18 protein-coding genes are annotated in these 22,305 nt (G+C 70.7%); 12 read left to right on the top strand and 6 right to left on the bottom strand.

All coding sequences use genetic code 11. From position 1 onward, the window contains the following. Positions 1–75 precede the first annotated feature (75 nt). The 6 genes from gcvH (at position 76) to P3T34_RS25770 (ending at position 5,544) form a co-directional block, all read left to right on the top strand. Positions 76–450: a glycine cleavage system protein GcvH gene (gene gcvH / locus P3T34_RS25795; protein ID WP_280668429.1), complete on the top strand. Its 375-nt coding sequence runs from the start codon at positions 76–78 to the stop codon at positions 448–450. Positions 451–530: 80 nt separating this feature from the next. After that, a complete protein-coding gene (glyA, locus tag P3T34_RS25790) occupies positions 531–1,799 on the top strand; it encodes a serine hydroxymethyltransferase (RefSeq protein WP_280668428.1) in 1,269 nt (422 codons plus the stop codon). Positions 1,800–1,959: 160 nt separating this feature from the next. After that, the gene (locus tag P3T34_RS25785; RefSeq protein ID WP_280668427.1) at positions 1,960–3,327 is read left to right on the top strand and encodes an L-serine ammonia-lyase; all 1,368 of its coding nucleotides are present in this window, start codon (positions 1,960–1,962) and stop codon (positions 3,325–3,327) included. A gap of 142 nt (positions 3,328–3,469) precedes the next feature. Beyond that, positions 3,470–3,712, top strand: coding sequence for a type II toxin-antitoxin system VapB family antitoxin (locus P3T34_RS25780; RefSeq protein WP_280668426.1), 243 nt, complete (start codon positions 3,470–3,472; stop codon positions 3,710–3,712). Next, positions 3,712–4,131, top strand: a complete 420-nt coding sequence (locus tag P3T34_RS25775) for a PIN domain nuclease (protein WP_280668425.1) — start codon at positions 3,712–3,714, stop codon at positions 4,129–4,131. The genes P3T34_RS25780 and P3T34_RS25775 overlap by 1 nt, the downstream gene beginning before the upstream one ends. 168 nt (positions 4,132–4,299) lie before the next feature. Then, positions 4,300–5,544, top strand: coding sequence for an MFS transporter (locus P3T34_RS25770; RefSeq protein ID WP_280668424.1), 1,245 nt, complete (start codon positions 4,300–4,302; stop codon positions 5,542–5,544). Between the two features lie 6 nt (positions 5,545–5,550). Here P3T34_RS25770 and P3T34_RS25765 read toward each other — a convergent pair whose 3' ends face one another. The 6 genes from P3T34_RS25765 to P3T34_RS25740 form a co-directional block, all read right to left on the bottom strand. Next, positions 5,551–5,880, bottom strand: a complete 330-nt coding sequence (locus P3T34_RS25765; RefSeq protein ID WP_280668423.1) for a hypothetical protein — start codon at positions 5,878–5,880, stop codon at positions 5,551–5,553. Continuing rightward, entirely contained in the window at positions 5,877–6,146 is a 270-nt protein-coding gene (locus P3T34_RS25760) for a hypothetical protein (protein WP_280668422.1), read from the bottom strand. The genes P3T34_RS25765 and P3T34_RS25760 overlap by 4 nt, the downstream gene beginning before the upstream one ends. Before the next feature lie 164 nt (positions 6,147–6,310). Next, the gene (locus P3T34_RS25755; protein ID WP_280668421.1) at positions 6,311–7,480 is read right to left on the bottom strand and encodes an epoxide hydrolase; all 1,170 of its coding nucleotides are present in this window, start codon (positions 7,478–7,480) and stop codon (positions 6,311–6,313) included. Positions 7,481–7,516: 36 nt separating this feature from the next. Then, complete coding sequence (locus P3T34_RS25750; RefSeq protein WP_280668420.1) at positions 7,517–8,209, bottom strand: alpha/beta fold hydrolase; 693 nt, start codon at positions 8,207–8,209, stop codon at positions 7,517–7,519. A gap of 79 nt (positions 8,210–8,288) precedes the next feature. After that, positions 8,289–8,612, bottom strand: a complete 324-nt coding sequence (gene fdxA / locus P3T34_RS25745) for a ferredoxin (RefSeq protein WP_280668419.1) — start codon at positions 8,610–8,612, stop codon at positions 8,289–8,291. 67 nt (positions 8,613–8,679) lie between these two features. Next, entirely contained in the window at positions 8,680–9,162 is a 483-nt protein-coding gene (locus P3T34_RS25740; RefSeq protein WP_280668418.1) for a hypothetical protein, read from the bottom strand. Positions 9,163–9,718: 556 nt separating this feature from the next. Between P3T34_RS25740 and P3T34_RS25735 the strand changes: the two genes are divergently transcribed. From P3T34_RS25735 to P3T34_RS25710, 6 genes are all read left to right on the top strand, one after another. Further along, positions 9,719–10,918: a cytochrome P450 gene (locus P3T34_RS25735; RefSeq protein ID WP_280668417.1), complete on the top strand. Its 1,200-nt coding sequence runs from the start codon at positions 9,719–9,721 to the stop codon at positions 10,916–10,918. A 95-nt stretch (positions 10,919–11,013) separates the two neighbouring features. Continuing rightward, on the top strand, positions 11,014–12,636 hold the full coding sequence (locus P3T34_RS25730) for a condensation domain-containing protein (RefSeq protein WP_280668416.1): 1,623 nt from the start codon (positions 11,014–11,016) through the stop codon (positions 12,634–12,636). 51 nt (positions 12,637–12,687) lie between these two features. Beyond that, positions 12,688–16,119: an amino acid adenylation domain-containing protein gene (locus tag P3T34_RS25725; protein ID WP_280668415.1), complete on the top strand. Its 3,432-nt coding sequence runs from the start codon at positions 12,688–12,690 to the stop codon at positions 16,117–16,119. Then, positions 16,116–19,745 (top strand): beta-ketoacyl synthase N-terminal-like domain-containing protein, encoded by a 3,630-nt coding sequence (locus P3T34_RS25720; protein WP_280668414.1) that lies wholly within the window; start codon positions 16,116–16,118, stop codon positions 19,743–19,745. The genes P3T34_RS25725 and P3T34_RS25720 overlap by 4 nt, the downstream gene beginning before the upstream one ends. Next, entirely contained in the window at positions 19,732–21,003 is a 1,272-nt protein-coding gene (locus tag P3T34_RS25715; RefSeq protein WP_280668413.1) for an MFS transporter, read from the top strand. The genes P3T34_RS25720 and P3T34_RS25715 overlap by 14 nt, the downstream gene beginning before the upstream one ends. A 19-nt stretch (positions 21,004–21,022) precedes the next feature. Next, positions 21,023–22,303 carry a cytochrome P450 gene (locus P3T34_RS25710; RefSeq protein ID WP_280668412.1) on the top strand — a complete coding sequence of 427 codons (1,281 nt, stop codon included), beginning with the start codon at positions 21,023–21,025 and terminating at the stop codon, positions 22,301–22,303. Positions 22,304–22,305: the final 2 nt, after the last annotated feature.

Raw genomic sequence — 22,305 nt, 5'->3', positions numbered from 1 at the left:
CCCTCCTCCCATTCGGCTGTCCGCCCGGCGGACCGCTTTGGCCATCCCCGCTTCCCATCCTGGAGAATGAGCACCATGAGCAACCCGCAGCAGCTGCAGTACAGCAAGGACCACGAGTGGCTGAGCGCCGCCGAGGAGGGTGTGTCCACCATCGGCATCACCGCCCACGCGGCCGACGCCCTCGGTGACATCGTCTACGTCCAGCTGCCCGCCGTCGGTGACACCGTCACCGCCGGGGAGACCTGCGGCGAGCTCGAGTCCACCAAGTCGGTCAGCGACCTGTACTCGCCGGTCACCGGCGAGGTCGTCGAGGCGAACGAGGACGTCGTCAGCGACCCGGCGCTCGTCAACTCCGCGCCATTCGAAGGCGGCTGGCTCTTCAAGGTCAAGGTCACCGAGGCCGCCGACGACCTGCTGAGCGCCGACGAGTACACCGCGTTCGCCTCCTGATCGACCCTGAGGGGCGGCCGCAGCGCAGCGGCCGCCCCGGCCTCCCCAACGCTCGAACCGCCCCAAGGGAAGACGCCACCATGACGGTTCTCAACCAGTCCCTCCACGCGCTCGACCCGGAGATCGCCGCCGCGGTCGACGCCGAGCTGCACCGCCAGCAGTCCACCCTCGAAATGATCGCCTCCGAGAACTTCGCTCCGGTGGCCGTCATGGAGGCGCAGGGCTCGGTCCTGACCAACAAGTACGCCGAGGGCTACCCCGGCCGTCGCTACTACGGTGGCTGCGAGCACGTCGACGTGGTCGAGCAGATCGCCATCGACCGGATCAAGGCGCTGTTCGGCGCCGAGGCCGCCAACGTGCAGCCGCACTCCGGCGCGCAGGCCAACGCCGCCGCGATGTTCGCGCTGATCCAGCCGGGCGACACCATCCTGGGCCTGAACCTGGCGCACGGCGGTCACCTGACCCACGGCATGAAGATCAACTTCTCGGGCAAGCTCTACAACGTGGTGGCCTACCACGTCGACGAGAAGACCAACCTGGTCGACATGGAGGAGGTCGAGCGCCTCGCCAAGGAGCACCAGCCCAAGCTGATCATCGCCGGCTGGTCCGCCTACCCGCGCCAGCTGGACTTCGCCGCCTTCCGCCGCGTCGCGGACGAGGTCGGCGCGCTGCTGATGGTCGACATGGCGCACTTCGCCGGCCTGGTGGCCGCGGGCCTGCACCCGAACCCCGTGCCGTACGCGGACGTCGTCACCACCACCACCCACAAGACCCTGGGCGGCCCGCGCGGCGGTGTGATCCTCTCCAAGGCCGCGCTGGCCAAGAAGATCAACTCGGCGGTCTTCCCCGGCCAGCAGGGTGGTCCGCTGGAGCACGTGATCGCGGCCAAGGCCGTCTCGTTCAAGGTCGCGGCCTCCCCGGAGTTCAAGGAGCGCCAGGAGCGCACCCTGGAGGGCGCCAAGATCCTGGCCGCCCGCCTGCTCCAGGACGACGCCACCGCGGCCGGCGTCTCGGTGCTCTCCGGTGGCACCGACGTGCACCTGGTCCTGGTCGACCTGCGCAACAGCCAGCTCGACGGCCAGCAGGCCGAGGACCGGCTGCACGAGGTCGGCATCACGGTCAACCGCAACGCCGTCCCGAACGACCCGCGCCCCCCGATGGTCACCTCCGGCCTGCGCATCGGCACCCCCGCGCTGGCCACCCGCGGCTTCCAGGCCGAGGACTTCCGCGAGGTCGCCGACGTCATCGCCGAGGCGCTGCTGCCCTCCTTCGACGAGGCCAAGGCCGTCGCGCTGAAGGCCCGGGTCACCGCGCTCGCCGAGAAGTACCCGCTCTACCCGGAGCTGTAGTCCCCGGAACGTGGTCGGCATCACCCCTGCCGACCTGGTCCGATCCGACGGGGCACCGCGCACACTGGAACGTGAGCCGGTGCCCCGCGCCATGCACAGACGCGCCCCGCCACACCTGGGGGCGCGCTTCTTCCACGAGCCAGACAAGGACGTCACTCCCGTGGCCCTCAGCGTCTTCGACCTCTTCTCCATCGGTATCGGCCCCTCCAGCTCGCACACGGTCGGCCCGATGCGCGCGGCCCGGATGTTCGCCCGCCGCCTGCGCTCCGAGGGGCTGCTGGAGCAGGTCGTCGCCGTCAAGGCCGAGCTGTTCGGCTCGCTCGGCGCCACCGGCCACGGCCACGGCACCCCGAAGGCCGTCCTGCTCGGCCTGGAGGGCAACTCGCCGCGGACGGTGGACGTCGGCAAGGCCGACCTGGACGTCGAGCGGATCAAGGAGACCAAGCGGCTCTCGCTGCTCGGCACCCACCAGATCGCCTTCGACACCGACACCCAGCTGGTGCTGCACCGCCGCCGCTCGCTGCCGTACCACGCCAACGGCATGACCCTGGTCGCGCACGGCGAGGCCGGCGCGGTGCTGCTGGAGAAGACCTACTACTCGGTCGGCGGCGGCTTCGTGGTCGACGAGGACGCGATCGGCGCCGACCGCGTGGTGCCCGACGACACCGCGCTGCGCTACCCGTTCCGCACCGGCGAGGAGCTGCTGCGGCTCACCCGGGAGACCGGGCTCTCCATCTCCGGCCTGATGCTGGAGAACGAGAAGGCCTGGCGCACCGAGGCCGAGATCCACAGCGGCCTGCTGGAGATCTGGGCCGTGATGAAGGAGTGCGTCAACGCCGGCATGTCCCGCGAGGGCATCCTCCCCGGCGGCCTCAAGGTCCGCCGCCGCGCCGCCGCCGGCGCCCGCGCGATGCGCGCCGAGGGCATCGGCCCGGCCAACGCGATGGAGTGGGTGACCCTCTACGCGATGGCCGTCAACGAGGAGAACGCCTCCGGCCAGCGCGTCGTCACCGCCCCCACCAACGGCGCCGCCGGCATCATCCCGGCCGTGCTGCACTACTTCCAGAACTTCATCCCCGGCGCCGACGACGAGGGCATCGTCCGCTTCCTCCTCGCGGCCGGCGCGATCGGGATGCTCTTCAAGGAGAACGCCTCCATCTCCGGCGCCGAGGTCGGCTGCCAGGGCGAGGTGGGCTCCGCCTGCTCGATGGCCGCCGGCGGCCTCGCCGAGGTCCTCGGCGGCTCCCCCGAGCAGGTCGAGAACGCCGCCGAGATCGGCATCGAGCACAACCTGGGACTCACCTGCGACCCGGTCGGCGGCCTGGTCCAGATCCCCTGCATCGAGCGCAACGGCATGGCCTCCGTCAAGGCCATCACCGCCGCCCGAATGGCCCTGCGCGGCGACGGCCGCCACCACGTCTCGCTGGACAAGGCGATCAAGACGATGAAGGAGACGGGCGCGGACATGAAGGTCAAGTACAAGGAGACCTCGCGCGGCGGCCTCGCGGTCAACGTCATCGAGTGCTGATGAACCACATCCGTTGCGGCCAGGGCCCTCGGCGCACTCCGCCACCGACCACTCCGAGCTTCCTGCGAGACACGCCAAACGATATCGTCTTCAATGAATGACTGATATCATTTGATGCGTCTGAGACCCCCAGGAGGCCCGCATGGCCAGGACAGTGATCGACCTCGACGAGTCCATGGTGGCCGAGGCCATGCGCATCTTCGGAACCAAGACGAAGGCCCAGGCTGTGCGGCTCGCCATGGAGGACGCCGTCAAGCGGCACCTGCGGCAGGAAGGCTTCGACGCCATGGACGCCGGCGAGCTCGACTTCAGCGAAATCGTCGAGACCACCGGCCCCCGCAACGCTGACGGAACCCTCAAGCGCGACGGCGGCCGGGCCGCCTGATGCAGGACCGCTACCTGATCGACAAGTCCGCTCTCGCGCGCTGGACGAAACCCAGCGTCAGAGAGGTACTGAAACCGCTCCACGAGCGCTACCTGCTCGCGGTCTGCCAACCTACCGAGTACGAGATGATCCACTCGGCCCGGGACAGCGCTGAGGCGACGCGCATCAGCACCTGGCTCCACGCCTTCGACTACCTGCGCAGCAACGACGACACCTTCACCCGCGCGCTGGAGGTCCAGCGCCACGCGCTCAACGCAGGCTTCCACCGCGCCCTGTCACTCCCCGACCTTCTCATCGCCGCCACGGCAGAACTGAACCGCCTGACGGTCCTGCACTACGACGGCGACTTCGACATGATCGCCTCCCTCACCGGCCAACCCACCGAATGGGTCGTCCCACCCGGCAGTGCAGACCGGTGAGAAGGCCGGCTTCTTGAGTCGCTGAGAATTCCCGCGGGACCCCTGGTCGGTATGCCTGCATGTGCCTGCGACCAGGGGTCCCGTTGTCAGTGCTGCGTGCTTTGCTGCCGACGGTCAGTGTGCGGTTGTTCAGGTGCGGGTCGGCGGTCGGCGAGAGGTGCGTTGGGGATGGCGGGTAGGCGGGCGCTGGGGCGGCAGTTCGGGTGGTTGTGGGGGGCGTACGCGGTCAGCTCGTACGGCTCGGGGCTCGGGTTCGGCGCGTTTCCCCTGATCGCGGTCCTCGTGCTGCACTCCGGCCCGGCGCAGGTGGCGGCGCTGGCCGCCACCGGGCGGGCGGTGGGCGCCCTGCTGGCGGTGCCGCTCGGTCCGTGGATGGAGTTCCGCCGTAAGCGGCCGGTCATGATCGCGATGGACCTGACCCGGTTCGCGGCGCTGCTGAGCGTCCCCGCCGCGTTCGCGCTCGGCTGGCTCACCTTCGCCCAACTCCTCGTCGTCTCCGTCGCCACCGCCGCGGCCGACATCGCCTTCAAGGCGGCCAGCGGCGCGCACCTCAAGTCGCTCGTGGCACCGGAGGACCTGCTGATCGCCAACGCCCGGTTCGAGTCCACCTCGTGGAGCGCGATCACGGTCGGACCACCGCTCGGCGGGGCTGCCGTCGGCCTGTTCGGCCCGGTGACGACCGTGGTGGCCGACGCGGTCAGCTACCTGCTCTCGGCGCTGGGCATCCGCGCCATCGGCGGAACCGAACCGCACCCCGCGCCGACCGGTGCACCGCGGCTGCGCGCGGGCGATCTGCTCGAAGGATGGCGCCACCTCCTCGGCCACCCCGTGCTGCGCCCGCTGTTCTTCAACTCGATCGTGGTCAACAGCCTGATCATGGCCTCCGAGCCGCTGCTCGCCGTCTTGCTGCTGGGCCGCCTCGGGTTCGCCCCCTGGCAGTACGGTCTCGTGTTCGCGGCCCCGTGCATCGGCGGCCTCTTCGGCTCACGCCTCGCGCGGCCGCTCGCGGCGCGGTTCGGGCAGCACACGGTCCTGATCACGACCGGGGCACTGCGCGCCTGCTGGCCCATCGGTCTGGCGTTCGTCGGGCCCGGCGTCCCCGGGATGGCCCTCATGATCACCGTCCAGTTCGGCCTGGTGACCTGCTGCGCCCTGTTCAACCCCGTACTGGCCACCTACCGGCTCGAGCACACCGACCCGGACAAGATCGCCCGCACCCTGTCCGCATGGTCGATCAGCAGCAGCGCCGCCATCGCGGCCCTGACCGCCGGCTGGGGCCTCCTGGCCGCCGCCACCAGCCCCCGCACCGCAATCGCCGCCGCCGGAGTCGTCCTGCTCACCACCCCCCTCCTGCTCCCCCGCCGCGAGAAGGCCCCCCAGACCACGAGGGAACAAGCCACGAGCCTCACCTGACAGGTTTCAGAAACCCTCGGGGTAGTCGTCGGTACGCACAATCCTGGCAACGTAGAACCCCGGTCCGTACGGGGTCTCGGTCGCGTGGTACTGAATCAGCCCGAGATCGCGCGCCAACGGGGCCAGGTAGGCACTCGGCAGATTCGGGATCTCCTCGGCGTACTCCGGGTGCCCTCCACTCTCCAATGTCTCGCGCAGGCCGACCAGGAACGCGGCGATCGCCGAGACCACGTCCGGCGGCGTCACCTCGTAGTCGAATACGTCCTGAACCTGCGGTGACAAGGTGATCGGGTCGTGCTCTTCGTCGCCGTCGTACGGGTCGTCCCAGTCGCTCACCGCGGCCCGAGCTCCCTCAGGACTGCGGACAGGGCCCGGCCCGCGGCCGTTCCTTCCTGAACCGCAGCGTGGACACGCGCAGTAGCGGGATCGTTGTAGATCTCAACCCGCAGCCGCCAGCGACGCAGCACACCGGCGATCTCTTCCTCGCTCGCGGACCCCATATCGCGGTAGAAGGCCATCCGCTGCGAGGGCGGCAAGGCCGCCCCGATCTCGTCCTGCGTTCGAGGACGCACACCGTAGGGCTCGGTGGGCTGTGCGGTCATGGCTCCTCCTACTGCGCTGCAGCCAGCAGCTTCGCCGCGAGCTCCTGCCGACCACGTCCACTCTAGCGAGAGGGACTGACCGTCGGGGCTTCTCTCAAGCGGCCGCACCTGGCTGCTCAAGACCGGCCTGGTCAGCCCCCAATGGAAATTGCGGCGCTGGTTGTTCAGCAGGCATCGCTAAGGGAGTGGAAGAACGTGCGGATGTCGGATACCAGGAGGGCGGGCTGCTCCATGGCTGCGAAGTGGCCGCCTTGGTCGTATTCGGTCCACTGCACGATGTTGTTCGTCTGCTCGGCGAGGTGGCGCAGGAGGACGAAGTTCTCGTGGGGGAAGTGGGCCAGGGCGGTGGGGGCGGTGGATGGCTCGGGTGGGGTGCCCCAGTAGTCGGCGTGGGCCCGCTCGTAGTAGAGGCGGGCGGATGAGCCGGCCGTGCGGGTCAGCCAGTACAGCATCACGTTGGTGAGCAGCAGGTCGCGATCGACGGGCGAGTCCGTCCACTCGTCGAACTTCTCGGCGATCCAGGCGAGTTGGCCGACGGGTGAGTCGGTCAGGCCGTAGGCCAGGGTCTGCGGGCGGGTGGCCTGGATGTCCGCGTAGCCCTGCTTGTCGCGGGTCCACTCCCGGAAGCTCTCCCAGGACTCCTGGCAGCGCTTGCCCTCCACCGGGGAGAGAGCAGACAGCTCGGCCGGTGTCGGCTCGTGCGTCATGCAGGCGTTCGGGATCAGGTTGAGGTGGACGCCGAGGACCTCGGACCGGGTGCGGCCGAGCTCGCGCGAGATGGCCGCGCCCCAGTCGCCCCCCTGGACCCCGTAGCGCTCGTAGCCCAGTCGGTTCATCAGCTCGGCGAACGCGGCCGCGACCCGGCGGAACTCCCACCCCGTCTCCCGCGTCGGCCCGGACAGTCCGAAGCCGGGGATGCTCGGCAGTACCAGGTGGAAGGCGTCCGACGGGTCGCCGCCGTGGGCGGCCGGGTTGGTGAGCGGGCCGGCGACCCTGGCGAACTCGACGACCGAGCCCGGCCACCCATGGGTCATCAGCAGCGGGGTCGCGTCGGGCTCCGGAGACCGGATGTGCGCGAAGTGGATGTTCGCGCCGTCGATCTCCGTGGTGAACTGCGGCCATTCGTTGAGCGCGGACTCGGCGCTGCGCCAGTCGTACTCGTGGCGCCAGTACCGCGCCAGTTCTCGCAGGTATTCACCCGGGACGCCGTACATCCAGCCCGCACCGGGGATCTCCTCCGGCCAGCGGGTCCGGTCCAGACGTTCGTGGAGGTCGTCCAGATCGGCTTGGGGGAAATGGACCCGGAACGGCTCGACGTTCCCTTCAGGAATCATAGGGCGCATCATAAGTGATCCAAAAATAGGAGCAACTCAGCTCTCTGGCACGAGCATTGTGGAGCGGACGAGGTCCGCGACGGCCGGCCAGTGGTCCTGCAGGTAGAAGTGGCCGCCCGCGAGCAGCTCCAGGCGGAAGGGTCCGGTGGTGTGCTCGGACCAGGCGGCCAGGTCGCCGATCAGTGCGACCGGGTCCGCGTCACCGCCGAGTGCGACCAGGGGGCAGCTCAACGGCCGGTCACCGCGCGGGCGGTAGGTCTCGCTGGCCTGGTAGTCGCCGCGGATCAGCGGCAGCAGCAGCGCGCGCATGTCGGGGTGGTCGAGCAGCTCGGCGGCCGTACCGCCGAGCCAGACCACCTGCTGCGCCAGGGCCTCATCGTCCAGCAGGTAGGACGTGGTGAGCCGGACCCGCGAGGGGGCCGGGCGGCCCGACGCGATCAGCGCCAACAGCCCATCGCTGCCCAGTCGTTGGGCCACCTCGTAGGCGAGCATCGCGCCCATGCTGTGCCCGAGGAGGACGCGCGGCAGATCAGCCGGCGCCGCCCGGAGCTCCTCGGTGATGCGGTCGGCCAGCTCGTGGAGGCTGGTGATGACCGGCTCCTCGTGCCGGTCCTGGCGCCCCGGGTACTGCACGGCGACGACCCGCGCGTCACCGGCCAGTTCGGCCGCCAGCGGGCGGTAGACGCCCGCCGCTCCTCCCGAGTGCGGGAAGCACACGACCTGGAGCATGGGACCAGCTTGAGAGTCGGATGGGCTCAGGTACTTGAGCCACTGTGAGGGCCTAGGCATCGTCGGCCGTCCCGTCCCGTCAGGCGTTCGTCTGCACGGGCAGCGCCGCGATGAGCGGGTGGTCCCGCTCGATCAGGCCCAGCTTCGAGGCGCCACCGGGAGAGCCGAGTTCCTCGAAGAAGTCGGCGTTCGCCTCGCGGTAGTCCTTCCACTCCTCCGGGGTGTCGTCCTCGTAGAAGATGGCCTCGACCGGGCAGACCGGCTCGCAGGCACCGCAGTCGACGCATTCGTCCGGGTGGATGTACAGGGACCGCTCGCCCTCGTAGATGCAGTCGACCGGGCACTCCTCGATGCAGGCCTTGTCCTTGATGTCCGCGCAGGGCTGAGCGATTACATAGGTCACAGGAGCTGTTCCTTGTCCGGAGTACCAGGAGTATCAGGAGTATCAGGTTGGCGAGACGTCAGTGGCGTCAGATCAGATCGATCCGGCAGCTCGCGCCGGCGGCGGCGAGCGCCGTGTAGCAGTACGAGGCCCGTGCCGCCGAAATGAGCGGCAGGCTCAGCGACTTGGCGAGCAGGACGGACTGGCAGGCCGCCAGCACCTCGGCGCCCACCACCCGGCGGTCCGAGCAGCCCGCGTACAGCTGCCCGACGGAGACCATCTGCGCCGCGGTCAGGTCGACGACCTCCACTCCCCCGAGTTCGTGGAGCTTCCCGATCGGGGCGCCCGTGCCGAACTGGTGGTCCTGCTCGCACTCCTCGTCCCAGCAGTTGCGCATGGCGCAGGCCACCGTGAACGTCAGGGCCGGCGTGACCAGACGGGTCCTGCCCGACCGTGCCGACTCGCGCAGGGCCACTCCCTTCGGCGTGTGGCCCACCGCGATCCGGTAGAGCGAGAAGGGGTCGACAACGGCCGCTTCGGCGGTCTCCAAGAGTTCGTCCTGGACAGCCATCGCACTTTGCTCCTGAGGGTGATCTGACTGAGGGTGATTCGAGTGGGATTCGCGTGGGATCGATGATCCGCTCAGAGCCCACGGGAGATCGGGTCGTTGACACCGCATCCCTCGCCGTCGGGGCTGTGACCGGACGTGTGGTGGAAATGGAAGGCGGTACGCGCGGCAGGGCGCTCGTACGTCTCCATCCGGGGCGGCTGCCCCCGGAATGTCTCCTTCTGTTCCCCGGCAAGGTCGTCGTGGTTCACAGGAAGTCTCCGCTCACGTCGGATTCAGCGTTCCCCGGGGCCGTTCGAAGTTCGAAGTTCGAAGCGCGAACCGTTGGTCACGGGCTGCCGGTTCCCATGCTATTGGCTGCGATCTGCGGGAGCACCGGTTGGCATCTACCTGCCAGCCACGGCGCCGACCGGTCCGGCCGACCGTAGAGTCCAACCATGCTGCGAGCACGGGGCACTGACGGATCGTCCCGTGTTGTCCATTTCGCGATGCGACGCCTTAGTGAAGGGAATCGGTCATCTCCACCAACGATACTCGTATGTCCGGATGTCCGATTGACATGGGATCGGCCGACCTCATTGACCCGACCCTCTACAGCGACGGCAATACCTACGAAATCTGGCGCCAACTGCGCGAGATGGACGGCCTCAGCTGGGACCAGGTGGACGAGGCGCGTGGATTCTGGTCCGTGGTCAAGTACGCGGACACCGATCTGGTCCTGCGTGACACCGACACGTTCACCTCCGAGCGGGGCACCCTGCTCGACCTCCTCGGCACCGACGACCCGGCCGGCGGCCAGCAGTTGGCCGTCACGGACCCGCCGCGGCACACCGAGCGGCAGGCGCGGTTGAAGAAGGCCTTGGCCGTCAAGGCCGTGGACCGCCAGCGCGAGACGATCCGGCCCAAGGTCCTCGACCTGCTCGAACCGCTCGGTGACGGCGGGGTCTTCGACTTCGGCTCCGCCATGCTGGCGCTGCCGATGTCGGTCACCGGCACGATGATGGGACTGCCGCAGGAGGACTGGGCCTGGCTCAGCCGCCTCACGACCGTGTGCATCGCCGCCGACGATCCGGAGTTCCAGGACGAGGGCGACAAGGAGGCGACGCTCAAGTCGGCCCACCGGGAGCTCTTCGGGTACTTCCAGGACCTCATGCGCCACCGCCGGGACAACCTCGGCGACGATCTGCTCAGCGTGCTGATCTCCACCCGCTTCGAGGGCCGGCTGATGTCCGCCAGCGAGATCGTCGCGAACTGCTACAGCCTGCTGCTCGGCGCGAATGTCACCACGCCGCACGCCCCGACCTTTGTGATGGCCGAATTCGCCGAAACCGAGGTGCTGGCCGACTGGGCGGCGCATCCGGAGGTCAACACCACCGCCTATGAGGAGGCGCTGCGCTGGGCCTCCCCGGTCAACCACGTGCTGCGCTATGCCACCCGGGACACCGAGGTGCGCGGCACGCGGATATCCGCCGGAGACGCGGTGGTCGCCTGGCTCGGCGCCGCCAACCGTGACGAGGAAGTATTCGAGGACAGCCACACCTTCGATATCCGCCGGAAGCCGAACAAGCACCTCGCCTTCGGAATCGGTCCGCATTACTGCGTCGGGCACAGCGTCGCCCGGGTCACCATCGGCATCCTTTTCGAGGAGCTGCTGGGCCGCTATGAGGATTTCCGACTGGCCGGCAAGCCGGAACGGCTGATCTCGAATTTCGCTTCCGGTTACAAGCATGTGCCCATCACGGCGCGACGCCGTCGGTAGGGCTGTCTGCTCGCCCGAAAGGTTCCGCATTGTCTGCCCAGAGCACTTCATCGAGCACTTCACAGAGCACGTCCGCCACGAGCACGTCCGCCACGGTGTGGTACGAAGCAAATCCGGCGCAGAAAGGGCTGTGGGTTCTCGACCAGATCGAGCACCTGCGCCCCACCAGCCTTGTTCCGACCGTCATGGAATTCACGGGTCCGGTCGACCACGGCCTGCTCGTCTCGGCGGTTCAGCGCGTCCTCGACCGGCATCCGGCGCTGCGCTCACGGTTCCGGCTGGACGTGCGGCACAGGAGGATCGAGTACCGGACCGACGAGTCGCCGGCCGAGGCCGGGTTCATCGACGCGGCGGCGGAGGGCTGGTCGGCGGAGGAACTGACGCGGCTGGTCGACGTGTTGTGCTACACGCCGTTCCAGCTCGGGGACGAGCCGCCGGCCCGGGCCGAGGTGATCCGGATCGGCGAGGGCAGCACGCTGCTCGTCCTGACCGTGCACCACATCGTCTGCGACGGCTGGTCGCGCAGCCTGCTGATGGCTGAAGTCGCCACGGTGTACCGGGCGTTGGCGGCCGGGTCGGAGCCCGTGCTCAGCTCGCCGCCGCACCCCAGCGAGGTGGTCACCATGCTGGCGGCGGACGAGCTCGACGAGCGCCTGCCGGACGCCGTGGAGCGGCTGCGCGGCGCGCCGATCGAGGTCGAGGTGCCCTTCCGGCGGGAGACCGGCGACACCTCACTGGCCGGAGCCAGCCAAGTGGCGCGGTTCGACGAGGAGTTGACCGAGGCGCTGCTGGCGGCGGCCGGAGCGGAGGGCTGCACGCCGTTCATGACCGGGGTCGCCCTGCTCGCCGGGACGCTCGCGCGCACCGGCGGTCAGCGGGACTTCCTCTTCGCCTTCGGCTGGCCGGGCCGGGACGATCCAGCCGTCGCCGAGGCGATCGGGATGTTCATGAACACCGTGATGATCCGGGTGGCGCTCGACGACACCACCACCTGGCGCGAGCTGCTGCGAACCGCCCGCTTCGGGGCGATGGAAGCCTTCATCGACGGTGACGTCCCGCTGGACGCCGTGACGGCCGCCCTCAAGCCGGAGCGCGACGTCATCTGGCCGCCGCTGTCGGCGGTGCTCGTCAACATGGCCGAGGTCCCGCAGGACATGGAACTGGCCCCGGGCGTGACCGGCCGGCTCCAGCCGCTGCCCTCGCTGCACATGAAATACGACCTCGGCCTGTTCGTCTGCCTGGCCGAGGAGGCCGGCCGCAGCCGGCTGGAGCTCTCCGTCGACTACACAAAGGCTCTGTACGACCAGGACGCCGTCAGCGGATTCCTTGCGGATCTGCGGCGAAGCGCTATCGCACTCTCCCAATTCCCGGAGGAAACCGTGATCGACTCGTCCACCACCGACGTAGACCTCTCCACCCCCGAGGCGCGCCTCGAACTCGTCCGCTCACTGTGGCTGGAGGTCCTCAAGGCGGATGAAGTCGCCGATGACGTCAGCTTCTTCGACGTCGGCGGCGACTCGCTGCTCCTCATCGTGCTCGTCGAGCGGATGACCCAGGCCTCGGGGCGGGCCATCAAGACGATGGACATGTTCCGTGCGGGAACGGTCCGCGGGCACGCCGAACTGCTCGCCACCCAGGCCGGCGCCGCCACGTCCCGTTCCACCACCAGCGCCCGCGACCGCCTGCTCGGCGCGGCGCGGGCCACAAGCCAGGGCTGACCCGACTGCGGACTGCGGCCAACTCCCCTTTCCCCCTTGGAGAATGACCCAATGACGCTTGATGATCTCGCTTCCGCCATTCTGGGCACGGATGCGGACACTACGAGTTTCGGAACGCGGAGCTTCATCGAGCTCGGCGGCGATTCCCTGCGGGCCATGCGACTGGACGCGATGGCCAAGGAGCAGCTGGGCCTGACGATTCCACTGAGGGCCCTGCTGGGCGGCGAGTCGCTGGCGACCGCGCTGAGCCTGGCGCGGGCCGTCGAAAAGCCCGCAACGGAACAGGAACAGGAACAGGCGCAGGAGCTGAACGGGCTCTCGCACACCCAGCGGGGCATGTGGCTGATCGAGAGCATCACCGGCGGCTCTCCGTACAACCTGGTCTTCACCGCCTTCGTCGAGCGGGGGGAGCTGGACCTCGCCACCTTCCGCACGGCGGTCGACCGGACCGTCGCACGCAACGAGGGACTGCGAACCGTCTTCACCGAAACCGAAACCGAAGGGGACGGCAGCGTCCGGCGCGAGGTACTCGCCGCCCACAGCGCGGAGTTCGACTGCTTCACGCATGACGGCGACCCGGCCGACTTCGAGGAGCACGTACGGCGGACCACGGACGAGCAGTCGCGCCGGCCCTTCGACCTGAAGGCCGCGCCCGCCGTACGGTTCCTGCACTTCGCGCATCCGTCGGGGCGCCAGGCCGTTGTGCTGACGGCTCATCACATGGTGCTGGACGGCTGGTCGGTGGGCCTTGCCCTCAAGGAGGTCTTCGCCCACTACGAGGAGTTGGCGGGCGGCGCGCCCACCGCCTTCGGACCCGGGGTCGCCCTGAGTGCGCTGATCCGCAGCCAGGAGGAGCAGCGGGCCGCCGGACTGTGGGACCAGCAGGCCGAGTTCTGGGCCGGGCAGCTGGCTGCCGTCCCCACCGTGCTCGAACTGCCCGCCGACCGCCAGCGGCCCCCCGTCCAGGACGCGGCGGGCGCCCGTGCCCCGCTCGACCTGGGCGGCGCCGCCAGCGCGGCGGTCGGCGAGCGCGCCCGGGAGCTGGGCATCACGCCCTACGCCCTGCTGCTCGGGGCCTTCGGCCTCACCCTGAGCCGGACCACCGGCGCCCGCAGCCTGCTCGTCGGCGTGCCGCTGCTCGGGCGGGGCACCGCCGAGCTGGCGGACCTGGTCGGGGTCGCGGGCAACCTGGTGCCGGTCCGGATCGACGTCGACGACGACAAAACGGCGGCGGAGTACCTGCGCTCGGTGCAGCGCTCCCTGACGCTCAGCATCGACGCCGGGCAGCTGCCGTTCGAGGAGCTGGTCGCCCGGCTGGGCCTGGAGCGCAGCATCGGCTGCCACCCGCTCGTCCAGGTCTGCTTCGGCATGCACGACCAGCTCGTCCCGCAGCGCCTGACGACCCGGACGCTGGACGTCCGGATCGAGGAGGGCCACGGCGGCGGCGCCCAGTTCGATCTCACCCTGCTCGTGGGGCAGTCGGAGCCCTCGCTGGCCGGGCACCTGGAGTACGCGACCGCGGTGTGGAACGAGGCCGAGGCCGCCGGGTTCATCGCCGACTTCCGGGCGGCGGCCGAGCAGCTGGCAGGCTCCGCGGACCTCGCGCTGGAGGAGGTGCGCTGCCTCTCCGAGGAGCGCCGGGCGCAGCTAGCCGCGATCAACGCGGTGCGCGAGGAGTTCCCCGCCACCTCCCTGGACAAGCTGTTCCGGGACGCCGCGCAGAGCTTCCCGGACGCGGTGGCGGTCCGCGACGGGTCGGTTGAACTGACCTACGCGCAGCTGGCGTCGGCCGCCGCCGAGCAGGCACGGCTGCTGGCCGAGGCGGGCGTCCGGCCGGGCGACACGGTGCTGATCGGGGTCGAGCGGTCGATCGCCGAGGCGGTGGCGATCCTGGGCATCCTGACGGCCGGCGCCGCCTACGTCGGCGTGGACCTGAACCTCCCCGTCGCGCACACCCGGCTGATCGTGGCCAAGGCCGCCCCGACCGCGGCACTCGTCGTCCCCGAGGCGGCCGGCCACCAGGCGCTCCAGGGTGTCGCGACGGTCGGGATCTGGGACGCGTCGTGGACACCCGAGCGGGACGAGTCGGCGCAGCTGCCCAAGGCGGACCAGGCGCGGCAGGCGTACGTGGCCTTCACCTCCGGCTCCACCGGTGAGCCCAAGGGCGTCAGCGTTCCGCACCGCGCGGTCATCCGCCTGGTCCACGAGGCCGGTTTCGTCCGGACCGGTCCGGGCGAGACCATGCTGCGGCTGTCACCACTGGCCTTCGACGCCTCGACCCTGGAGGTCTGGGGCGCGCTGCTGACCGGCGCCACCCTGGAGGTGTACCCGGCGGACGCGCTGCCCTCGCCAACCGAGCTGGGCGCCTTCCTGCTGGAGCGCGAGGTGACGGTCGCCTGGCTGACCGCGGGCCTCTTCCGGCTGGTCGAGGAGTTCGCCCCGGCCTCGCTCGGCGGCCTGAAGCAGCTGCTGACGGGCGGTGACGTCGTGCCGCACGACCACGCCGCCCGCGCGCTGGCCCGGCACCCCGGGCTGGTCATCACCAACGGCTACGGGCCGACCGAGAACACCACCTTCACCACCACCCACACCGTGCGCCGCCCTGAGGACGTCAGCGGACCGCTGCCGATCGGCACGCCCGTGCCCGGCACCCGGGTGTACGTCCTCGACGAGCGCGGGCGGCAGGTCCCGCCCGGCGCGGTCGGCGAGCTGTACACCGGCGGCGAGGGGCTGGCCGACGGCTACGTCGGGGACGAGGCGGAGACCGCCCGGCGCTTCGGGCACTTCTCCGCCGACGTCCAGGAGCGGCTGTACCGCACGGGTGACGTCGTACGGCTCGACACCCGGGGCCGCCTCGGCTACCTGGGCCGCTCCGACGACCAGGTCAAGCTCCGCGGCTACCGCATCGAACTCAGCGCGATCAGCGACGCGTTGAAGTCCCACCCGCAGGTGAAGGACTCGGTGGTCGTGGTCACCGGCGACAACAGCGCCGAGAAGCGGCTGGTCGCGGCCGTCGTCCTGGCCCCGGACGCCGGGATCGGCACCGGCGAGCTGCGCGACCTGCTCTCCGGCACGCTGCCCTCCTATATGGTGCCGCCGCTCTGGGCGCTGGTGGAGAGCATCCCGCTGACGCCCAACGGCAAGGTGGACCGCAAGGCCCTCGCCGCGGCGGCCGGGCCCGCCGGGCAGAGCGCCCCGGCCGCTTCGGCGGCCGCGCAGTCGGCCGCCGAGGACGCGCTGGCGCGGATCTCGGCCCTCTTCACCGAGGCGATCGAGCGCACCGGCACCCGCTCGGGCGGCGAGGCGCAGCAGATCGGCGCCGACACCGACTTCTTCGTCAGCGGCGGCACCTCGCTCGGCGCGGTCCAGCTGATCCGCCTGGTCAAGGAGCAGCACGGCGTGACCCTGAAGCTGCGCGACCTCCTGCTGACGCCCACTCCGACCGGCGTGCTGCAGCTCGTCCGGAAGGCGGGGCACAAGTGAGCGCCACCAAGCCGGCCGACGAACGGTCGATCGCCGTCGTGGGGATGGCCTGCCGCTACCCCGGCGCGGCCGACGTACGCGAGTTCTGGGAGCTGCTGCGCGGCGGCGTCGAAGGCATCACCCGCTTCGAGATCGAGGACCTCCTCGCCAAGGGCGCCGACCCCGAACTCGTCCGGCGTGCGGACTTCGTGCCGGCCAAGGGCGTCCTGGCGGGCTCGCGGAACTTCGACTGGCCGTTCTTCCGCTACAACCGGGCGGACGCGGCGAACATCGACCCGCAGCAGCGGGTCTTCCTCGAATGCGCCTCCACCGCCATCGACGACGCGGGCATCGACCCCGGCCGGTTCCCCGGGCGGATCGGCGTGTACGCGGGCTCCGACCGGACCCTGCTGGACTCGGCGGACGACCTGAGCCCGCTGGTCCGGGTGATCAGCCACGAGAAGGACTTCGTGGCGACCCGGGTGGCGTACAAGCTCGGCCTGCGCGGGCCCGCACTCACCGTGCAGACCGCATGCTCCACCTCGCTCACGGCCATCCACATCGCCACCCAGGCGCTGCTCGGCGGCGAGTGCGATGTGGCGCTGGCCGGCGGCGTCGCCGTCTCGCCCCCGGGCGAGTGGGGCTACCTCCACCAGCAGGCCAGCGTGCTCTCCCCCGACGGCCACTGCCGCCCCTTCGACGCGAAGGCGGCCGGCACCATCCCCAGCGAGGGCGTGGGCGTCGTCGTCCTCAAGCGCCTGGCGGACGCCCTGCGGGACGGCGACCGGATCGCCGCGGTGGTCCGCGGCTCGGCGCTCAACAACGACGGCTCCGACAAGCTCGGCTTCACCGCTCCGTCCATCACCGGTCAGAGCGAGGTGATCCGGCACGCGCACAAGGTCGCCGGGGTCATGCCGTCGGAGATCGACTACATCGAGTGCCACGGCACGGCGACCCCGATGGGCGACCCCGTGGAGGTGGCCGCGCTGACCGACGCCTTCGAGGCGGTGCCCGAGGAGGCCACCACCTGGCTGGGTGCGGTCAAGAGCAACATCGGCCACACCAGCGCGGCGGCGGGCGTCGCGGGCTTCATCAAGACAGTGCTGATGCTCGAACACCGCGAGCTGGTACCGACCCTGCACTTCACCAGCCCCAACCCGCTGCTGGACCTGGACACTTCACCGTTCCGGGTGTGCACCGAGACCGGCCCCTGGCCCGAGCGCGGCACGCCCACGGCGGCGGTGAGCGCCTTCGGCGTGGGCGGCACCAACGCCCACGTCATCCTCCAGGCCGCCCCCGAGCGGGAGCGGCCGGCGGCCGAGCCCGGGCCGCGCGTGCTGACGTTGTCCGCGGCGTCGCCGCAGGCGCTCGGCCGGCTCAGCCAGGAGCTGGCCGAGCGTCTGGAGGCCGACGAAACGCTCGAACTGGCCGAGGTCGCCCGCACCTTGGCGGGCCGGCGGACCTATCCCCACCGGCAGACCTTCGTCGCGCAGGACCGCGCCCAGGCGGCCGAGCTGCTGCGCGCCGCGCCGCAGCCCGCCCCCCGCGCGCCGCTGTCGCAGGTCGCGTTCCTACTGCCCGGCCACGGCGTGCTGCGGCACGCGGCCGGCGCACCGGCCTACCGGCTGCTGCCGGAGTTCCGCACCGCCTTCGACGAGATCAACGAGTTCGTCCGCGCCGGCTACGCGGTGGACCTGTCGCCGATCGTGACCGGCGCCGACGTCCCGCGCGAGTGGTTCGACGACTGGGCGCACCACCAGGTGGGGGTGTTCGCGCTCGGCTACGCGCTCGGCCGCCAGCTGACCGAGTGGGGGCTCAAGCCCGCCGCCCTGTTCGGCAACAGTCTCGGCGAGTACGCGGCCGCCGCCCTCGCCGGGGTCTGGTCCCCGACCGACGCGGCGAGCCTGGTCTACGAGCGGGCCGAGAAGCTGCGCACCACCGAGCCCGGCCGGGTGGTGGCCGTCAACGCGCCGCTGGAGGAGGTGGCCCGCCGGGTCCCGCTCGGCGGCCCGATCGCGGTGGCGATGATCAGCCGCGGCGGGGTGGTGCTCTCCGGCCCGCTGCGCGAGATGACGCAGCTGCTGGAGGGCGACGCGCTGAAGGGCCTGGACCAGCGGCTGCTGAACGTCGAACGGGCCGCCCACTGCGAGCTGCTGTCCCCGGTCGCGGACCGGCTCGCCGAGCTGATCCCCACCCTGCACACCCAACTCCCCACCCAGCGCCTGATCTCGAACGTCACCGGCGACTGGGCCGACCCGGCCGCCGTCTGCGGCCCCGACTACTGGGCGACCCAGATCTGCCGGACGGTGCAGCTGGACGAGGGCATGAAGACCCTGCTCGCCTCGGACTGCGACACGTTCATCGAGCTGGGCCCGGGCAGCACGATGCTCGGCGCCCTGCGCTTCCACCCGGACTGGGACCCGTCCCACGCGACCGTGCCGATGCTCGGCCGGGCCGAGGACGGCGAGAGCGGACTGCTGCGGGCGCTGGGCACGCTGTGGGAACACGGCCTCGACATCCTGCCGCCGCAGGCGCCGGCGGGCTCCGGGCAGCGGCCGCTGATCTGCTCGCTGCCGGGCCACCCCTTCGCCGTCCAGGACCCGCAGTCCGAGCAGCCGATCGCCGCCGAGCCGCCCCGCGCAGCCGAGGCCGGCCGGCGCTCGCCGCTGCGCATCCTGCTGGAGCAGCTGTGGTGCCGGGCGCTCGGCGTGCCCTCGGCGTCCGTCGCGGACAACTTCTTCGCCCTCGGCGGTGAGTCGCTGACGGTGCTGAACCTGATGGCCCAGCTGCGGGAGCGGTCGGGAGTCGCCGTCTCGGCCGCCGAGTTCCTGCGCGAGGCCACCTTCGGCCACCTGCTGGAGCTGGCCGAGCGGCAGCAGGGCTCCGGCACGCCGCTGCCGCCCGAGGGCGCCGTCGTCCTGCGCGAGGGCACCGGCAGGCCGCTGTTCCTGGTGGCCGACTCCGCCGCGTCCTCGCTCGGCTACCGCGCCCTCGCCGCGAGCCTGGACACCGCCCGCCCGGTCCTCGGCCTGGAGCCGCAGGGCGCGAACGCGTCGCGCAGGTCCATCGAGGACATCGCCGCCGACCACGTCGAGGCGCTGCTGCGCGCCCAGCCGGGCGGCCCTTACACGATCGGTGGTTGGTCCTTCGGCGCCGTGGTGGCGCACGAGATGGCCGTCCAACTGGACGCCCGGGGCGAGCGCGTGGACCTGCTCGTCTGCCTCGACGCCTACGTCCCGGGCCGGGCGCACCGGCCGATCGGCTCCGACCCCGGGTTCGTCCTCGGCCATCTGCGCCTGATGGCGAGCGCGGCGCTGGGCCTGGGCCAGCCCGGTGCGCAGGCCCGGCGCAACCCCGCGCTGCGCCGGCTGCTGCTGGACAAGTTCCAGGTGCTCTCGCGCTACCGGCCGCGGCCGGTCGGCTGCCCGACCGTGGTGCTCAAGGTCGAGGTGGACGGGCGGGAGGCCAGGCTGCTGGGCCGGAGCCTGCGGGGGCTGTACACCGGCGGCCTGACGGTCCGTCCGGTGAGCGGCGACCACTGGTCGATGCTCCAGGACCCGCATGTCGGCGGCCTCGCGGCGCAGTTGCTCGAAGCGCTCCCGCAGGACGCCCACTCAGCGGAAGGAACAGGCCATGACAGCCGATGAAGCCGGCGGGGGCACCGCGACCCTCGCGGCGGAGGAGCCGGCGCCGCCCGAGCAGCCCTCGCTGCTGCGCAACCGGTCCTTCCAGGCGCTGTGGAGCAGTGAGGCGCTCTCCGGGATCGGCGAGAACTCGGCCGGGATCGCCTATCCGCTGCTGGTGCTCGCGAGCACCGGCTCGGCCGCCTACGCCGGGGCGGTCGGCTCCGCCCAGCTGCTCTCGAACGGGCTGATGTCGTTCTGGGGCGGCGTCCTGGCGGACCGGGTGGACCGCAGGAAGCTGCTGATCGTCTGCAATGTGGTCAGGGCGGCGCTGCTCGGGCTGTTCTCCCTGCTGATCTTCGCGGGGCCGGTGAACGTGTTCATCACGTTCGGCGTCGCCATCGTCTCGGGGGGCTGCTACGGCCTGTCGATCCCGACCGGCATGGCGATGGTCAAGCAGCTGGTGCGCCCCGACCAGGTCGCCCAGGCCACCGCGCAGAACCAGGTCAGGTGGTTCGGCGCGATCACGGCCGGGCCGTCCATCGGCGGTGTGCTCTACGGGGTGTCCCGCGCGCTGCCCTTCCTCGGCGGGTGCGTCTCCTTCGCGGTCTCGGCGTTCCTGACGCTGTTCGTCCGGAGCACGCCGCTGCCGACCGATCCGCAGGGGAAGAAGGGCCTGTTCGAGGGGTTCCGCTACCTCACCCGGGACCCGGTGCTGCGCCCGCTGATGGTCAGCATCACGCTGTCCAACCTCGCCTTCAACACGGTCGGCATGTCGCTGGCCGTCATCGCCACCGGCAAGGAGCGCGGCGCGTCGGACTCCTTCATCGGGCTGACGCTGTCGGTGGCCGGCGCCGGGGCGCTCGTCGGCGCGCTGCTGGCCGGCCCGATCACCAAGCGGCTCCGCCCGTCGACGGTCTTCATGGGCGGCTACTGGATCGGCCCGGTCGCGGCGCTGCTGCTGATGACGGTCCCCGGGGTCATCCCGCTGGGCATCGTGGTCGCCTGTGTGTACGTCCGCGGCCCGCTGATCAACGCGCTGTTCCTCACCTACGCCGCCAAGACGGTTCCCGACGAGCTCCAGGGCCGGGTGCTCGGAGCCATCGTCTTCACCTCCACGATCATCTCGCCGATCGGCGTGCTCGCGATCGGGGCGATCTTCGACGCGTGGGGCCCGGTCTGGGTGTTCGCCGCCGTGGGCGCCATCGCGACGCTGGCGGCCCTGCCCACCCTCAGCCGGAGCATCCGGACGCTGACCTCGCTCGACACGATCCCCCAGTGACGAAAGCAAAGGAATTCCCATGACCGAGCCGCTCCCGCCGGAGTTCTTCACCCACCCGCTGGAGGACCGCAACGCGCAGTACGCCAACCTGCGCCAGACCTGCCCGGTCCGCGCCATCAACCACCCGCCGGGCGCCGAGGCGTACATCGTCTCCGACTACGAGACGGCGCTCAGCTTGTTCGGCGACCCGCGGATCTCCAAGTCGCTGGAGAACTCGCCGAAGTGGTTCCGCGACCAGCTGTACGAGAACAGCCCCGTGCAGTCCCGCAACATGCTCATCGCGGACGCCCCCGAGCACTCGCGGCTGCGCAAGCTCGTCAGCAAGTCCTTCGTGCCGCGCCGGATGGAGAACATGCGGCCGCGGATCCAGGAGATCGCCGACGACCTCATCGACGCGCTCCCCGACTCGGGTGAGATCGACCTGATGGAGTTCGCCCGGGTCTTCCCGGTCAAGGTGATCTTCGAGTACCTCCGGGTGGACACCAAGGACCGCGAGATGCTCTACGAGTGGTCGCACATCCTGGGCGGCGCACCGTACGCCGACGAGGAGGGCAACAACCGCCTCAAGGCGGTCAGTTCGGGCTTCGAGAAGTACATCCTCGACCTGCTGGCGGCCCGCCGCCTCGACATGGGCGAGGACCTCGTGAGCCAGCTGCTGCAGGCTGCCGACGAGGAGGACACCTTCACCATCGACGAGATCGCCTCGACGATGTCGCTGGTGATCATCGCCGGGCAGCGGACCACCACCAACCTGATCGGCAACGGCAGCCACGCGCTGCTCACCCATCGCGACCAGTTGGAGCTGCTGAAGGCCCAGCCGGAGCTGGTGGTCTCGGCCGTCGAGGAGTTCCTGCGCTTCGAGTCGCCGAGTTACCGCGGCACCCTGCGCGTCGCGGCCCAGGACATGGAGATCGACGGCGTCCAGATCGGCAAGGAGGCCTTTGTGCACCTGCTGATCGCCGCCGCCAACCGCGACCCCAAGGTCTTCGAGGACCCGGACCGGCTCGACATCACCCGCCAGTCCAACCGCCACCTCACCTTCGGGCACGGCGCGCACTTCTGCCCGGGCGCCCCGCTCTCCCGCCTTGAGGGTCACGTGGTCTTCCCGACCCTGCTGCGCCGGCTCGAGGGTCTCGCCCTGGCGATACCGGAGGAGGAGACCCCGTGGATCTACGACAACTCGGTGAGCCGGGGCCTGCGTTCGCTGCCCGTGAAGTACGACCGCCGGCTGCCCAGGGACACCGCCGCCCCCGCGGCCCCCGCCGCCTCGGGCTGCCCCGTGGCACACGGGAGCGTGTGATC

Source organism: Kitasatospora sp. MAP12-44, from assembly GCF_029892095.1.
In the GTDB taxonomy this organism is placed as follows: domain Bacteria; phylum Actinomycetota; class Actinomycetes; order Streptomycetales; family Streptomycetaceae; genus Kitasatospora.
The sequence above is the reverse complement of the archived record's forward strand: the minus strand, read 5'-3'. Positions and strand labels throughout refer to the sequence as shown.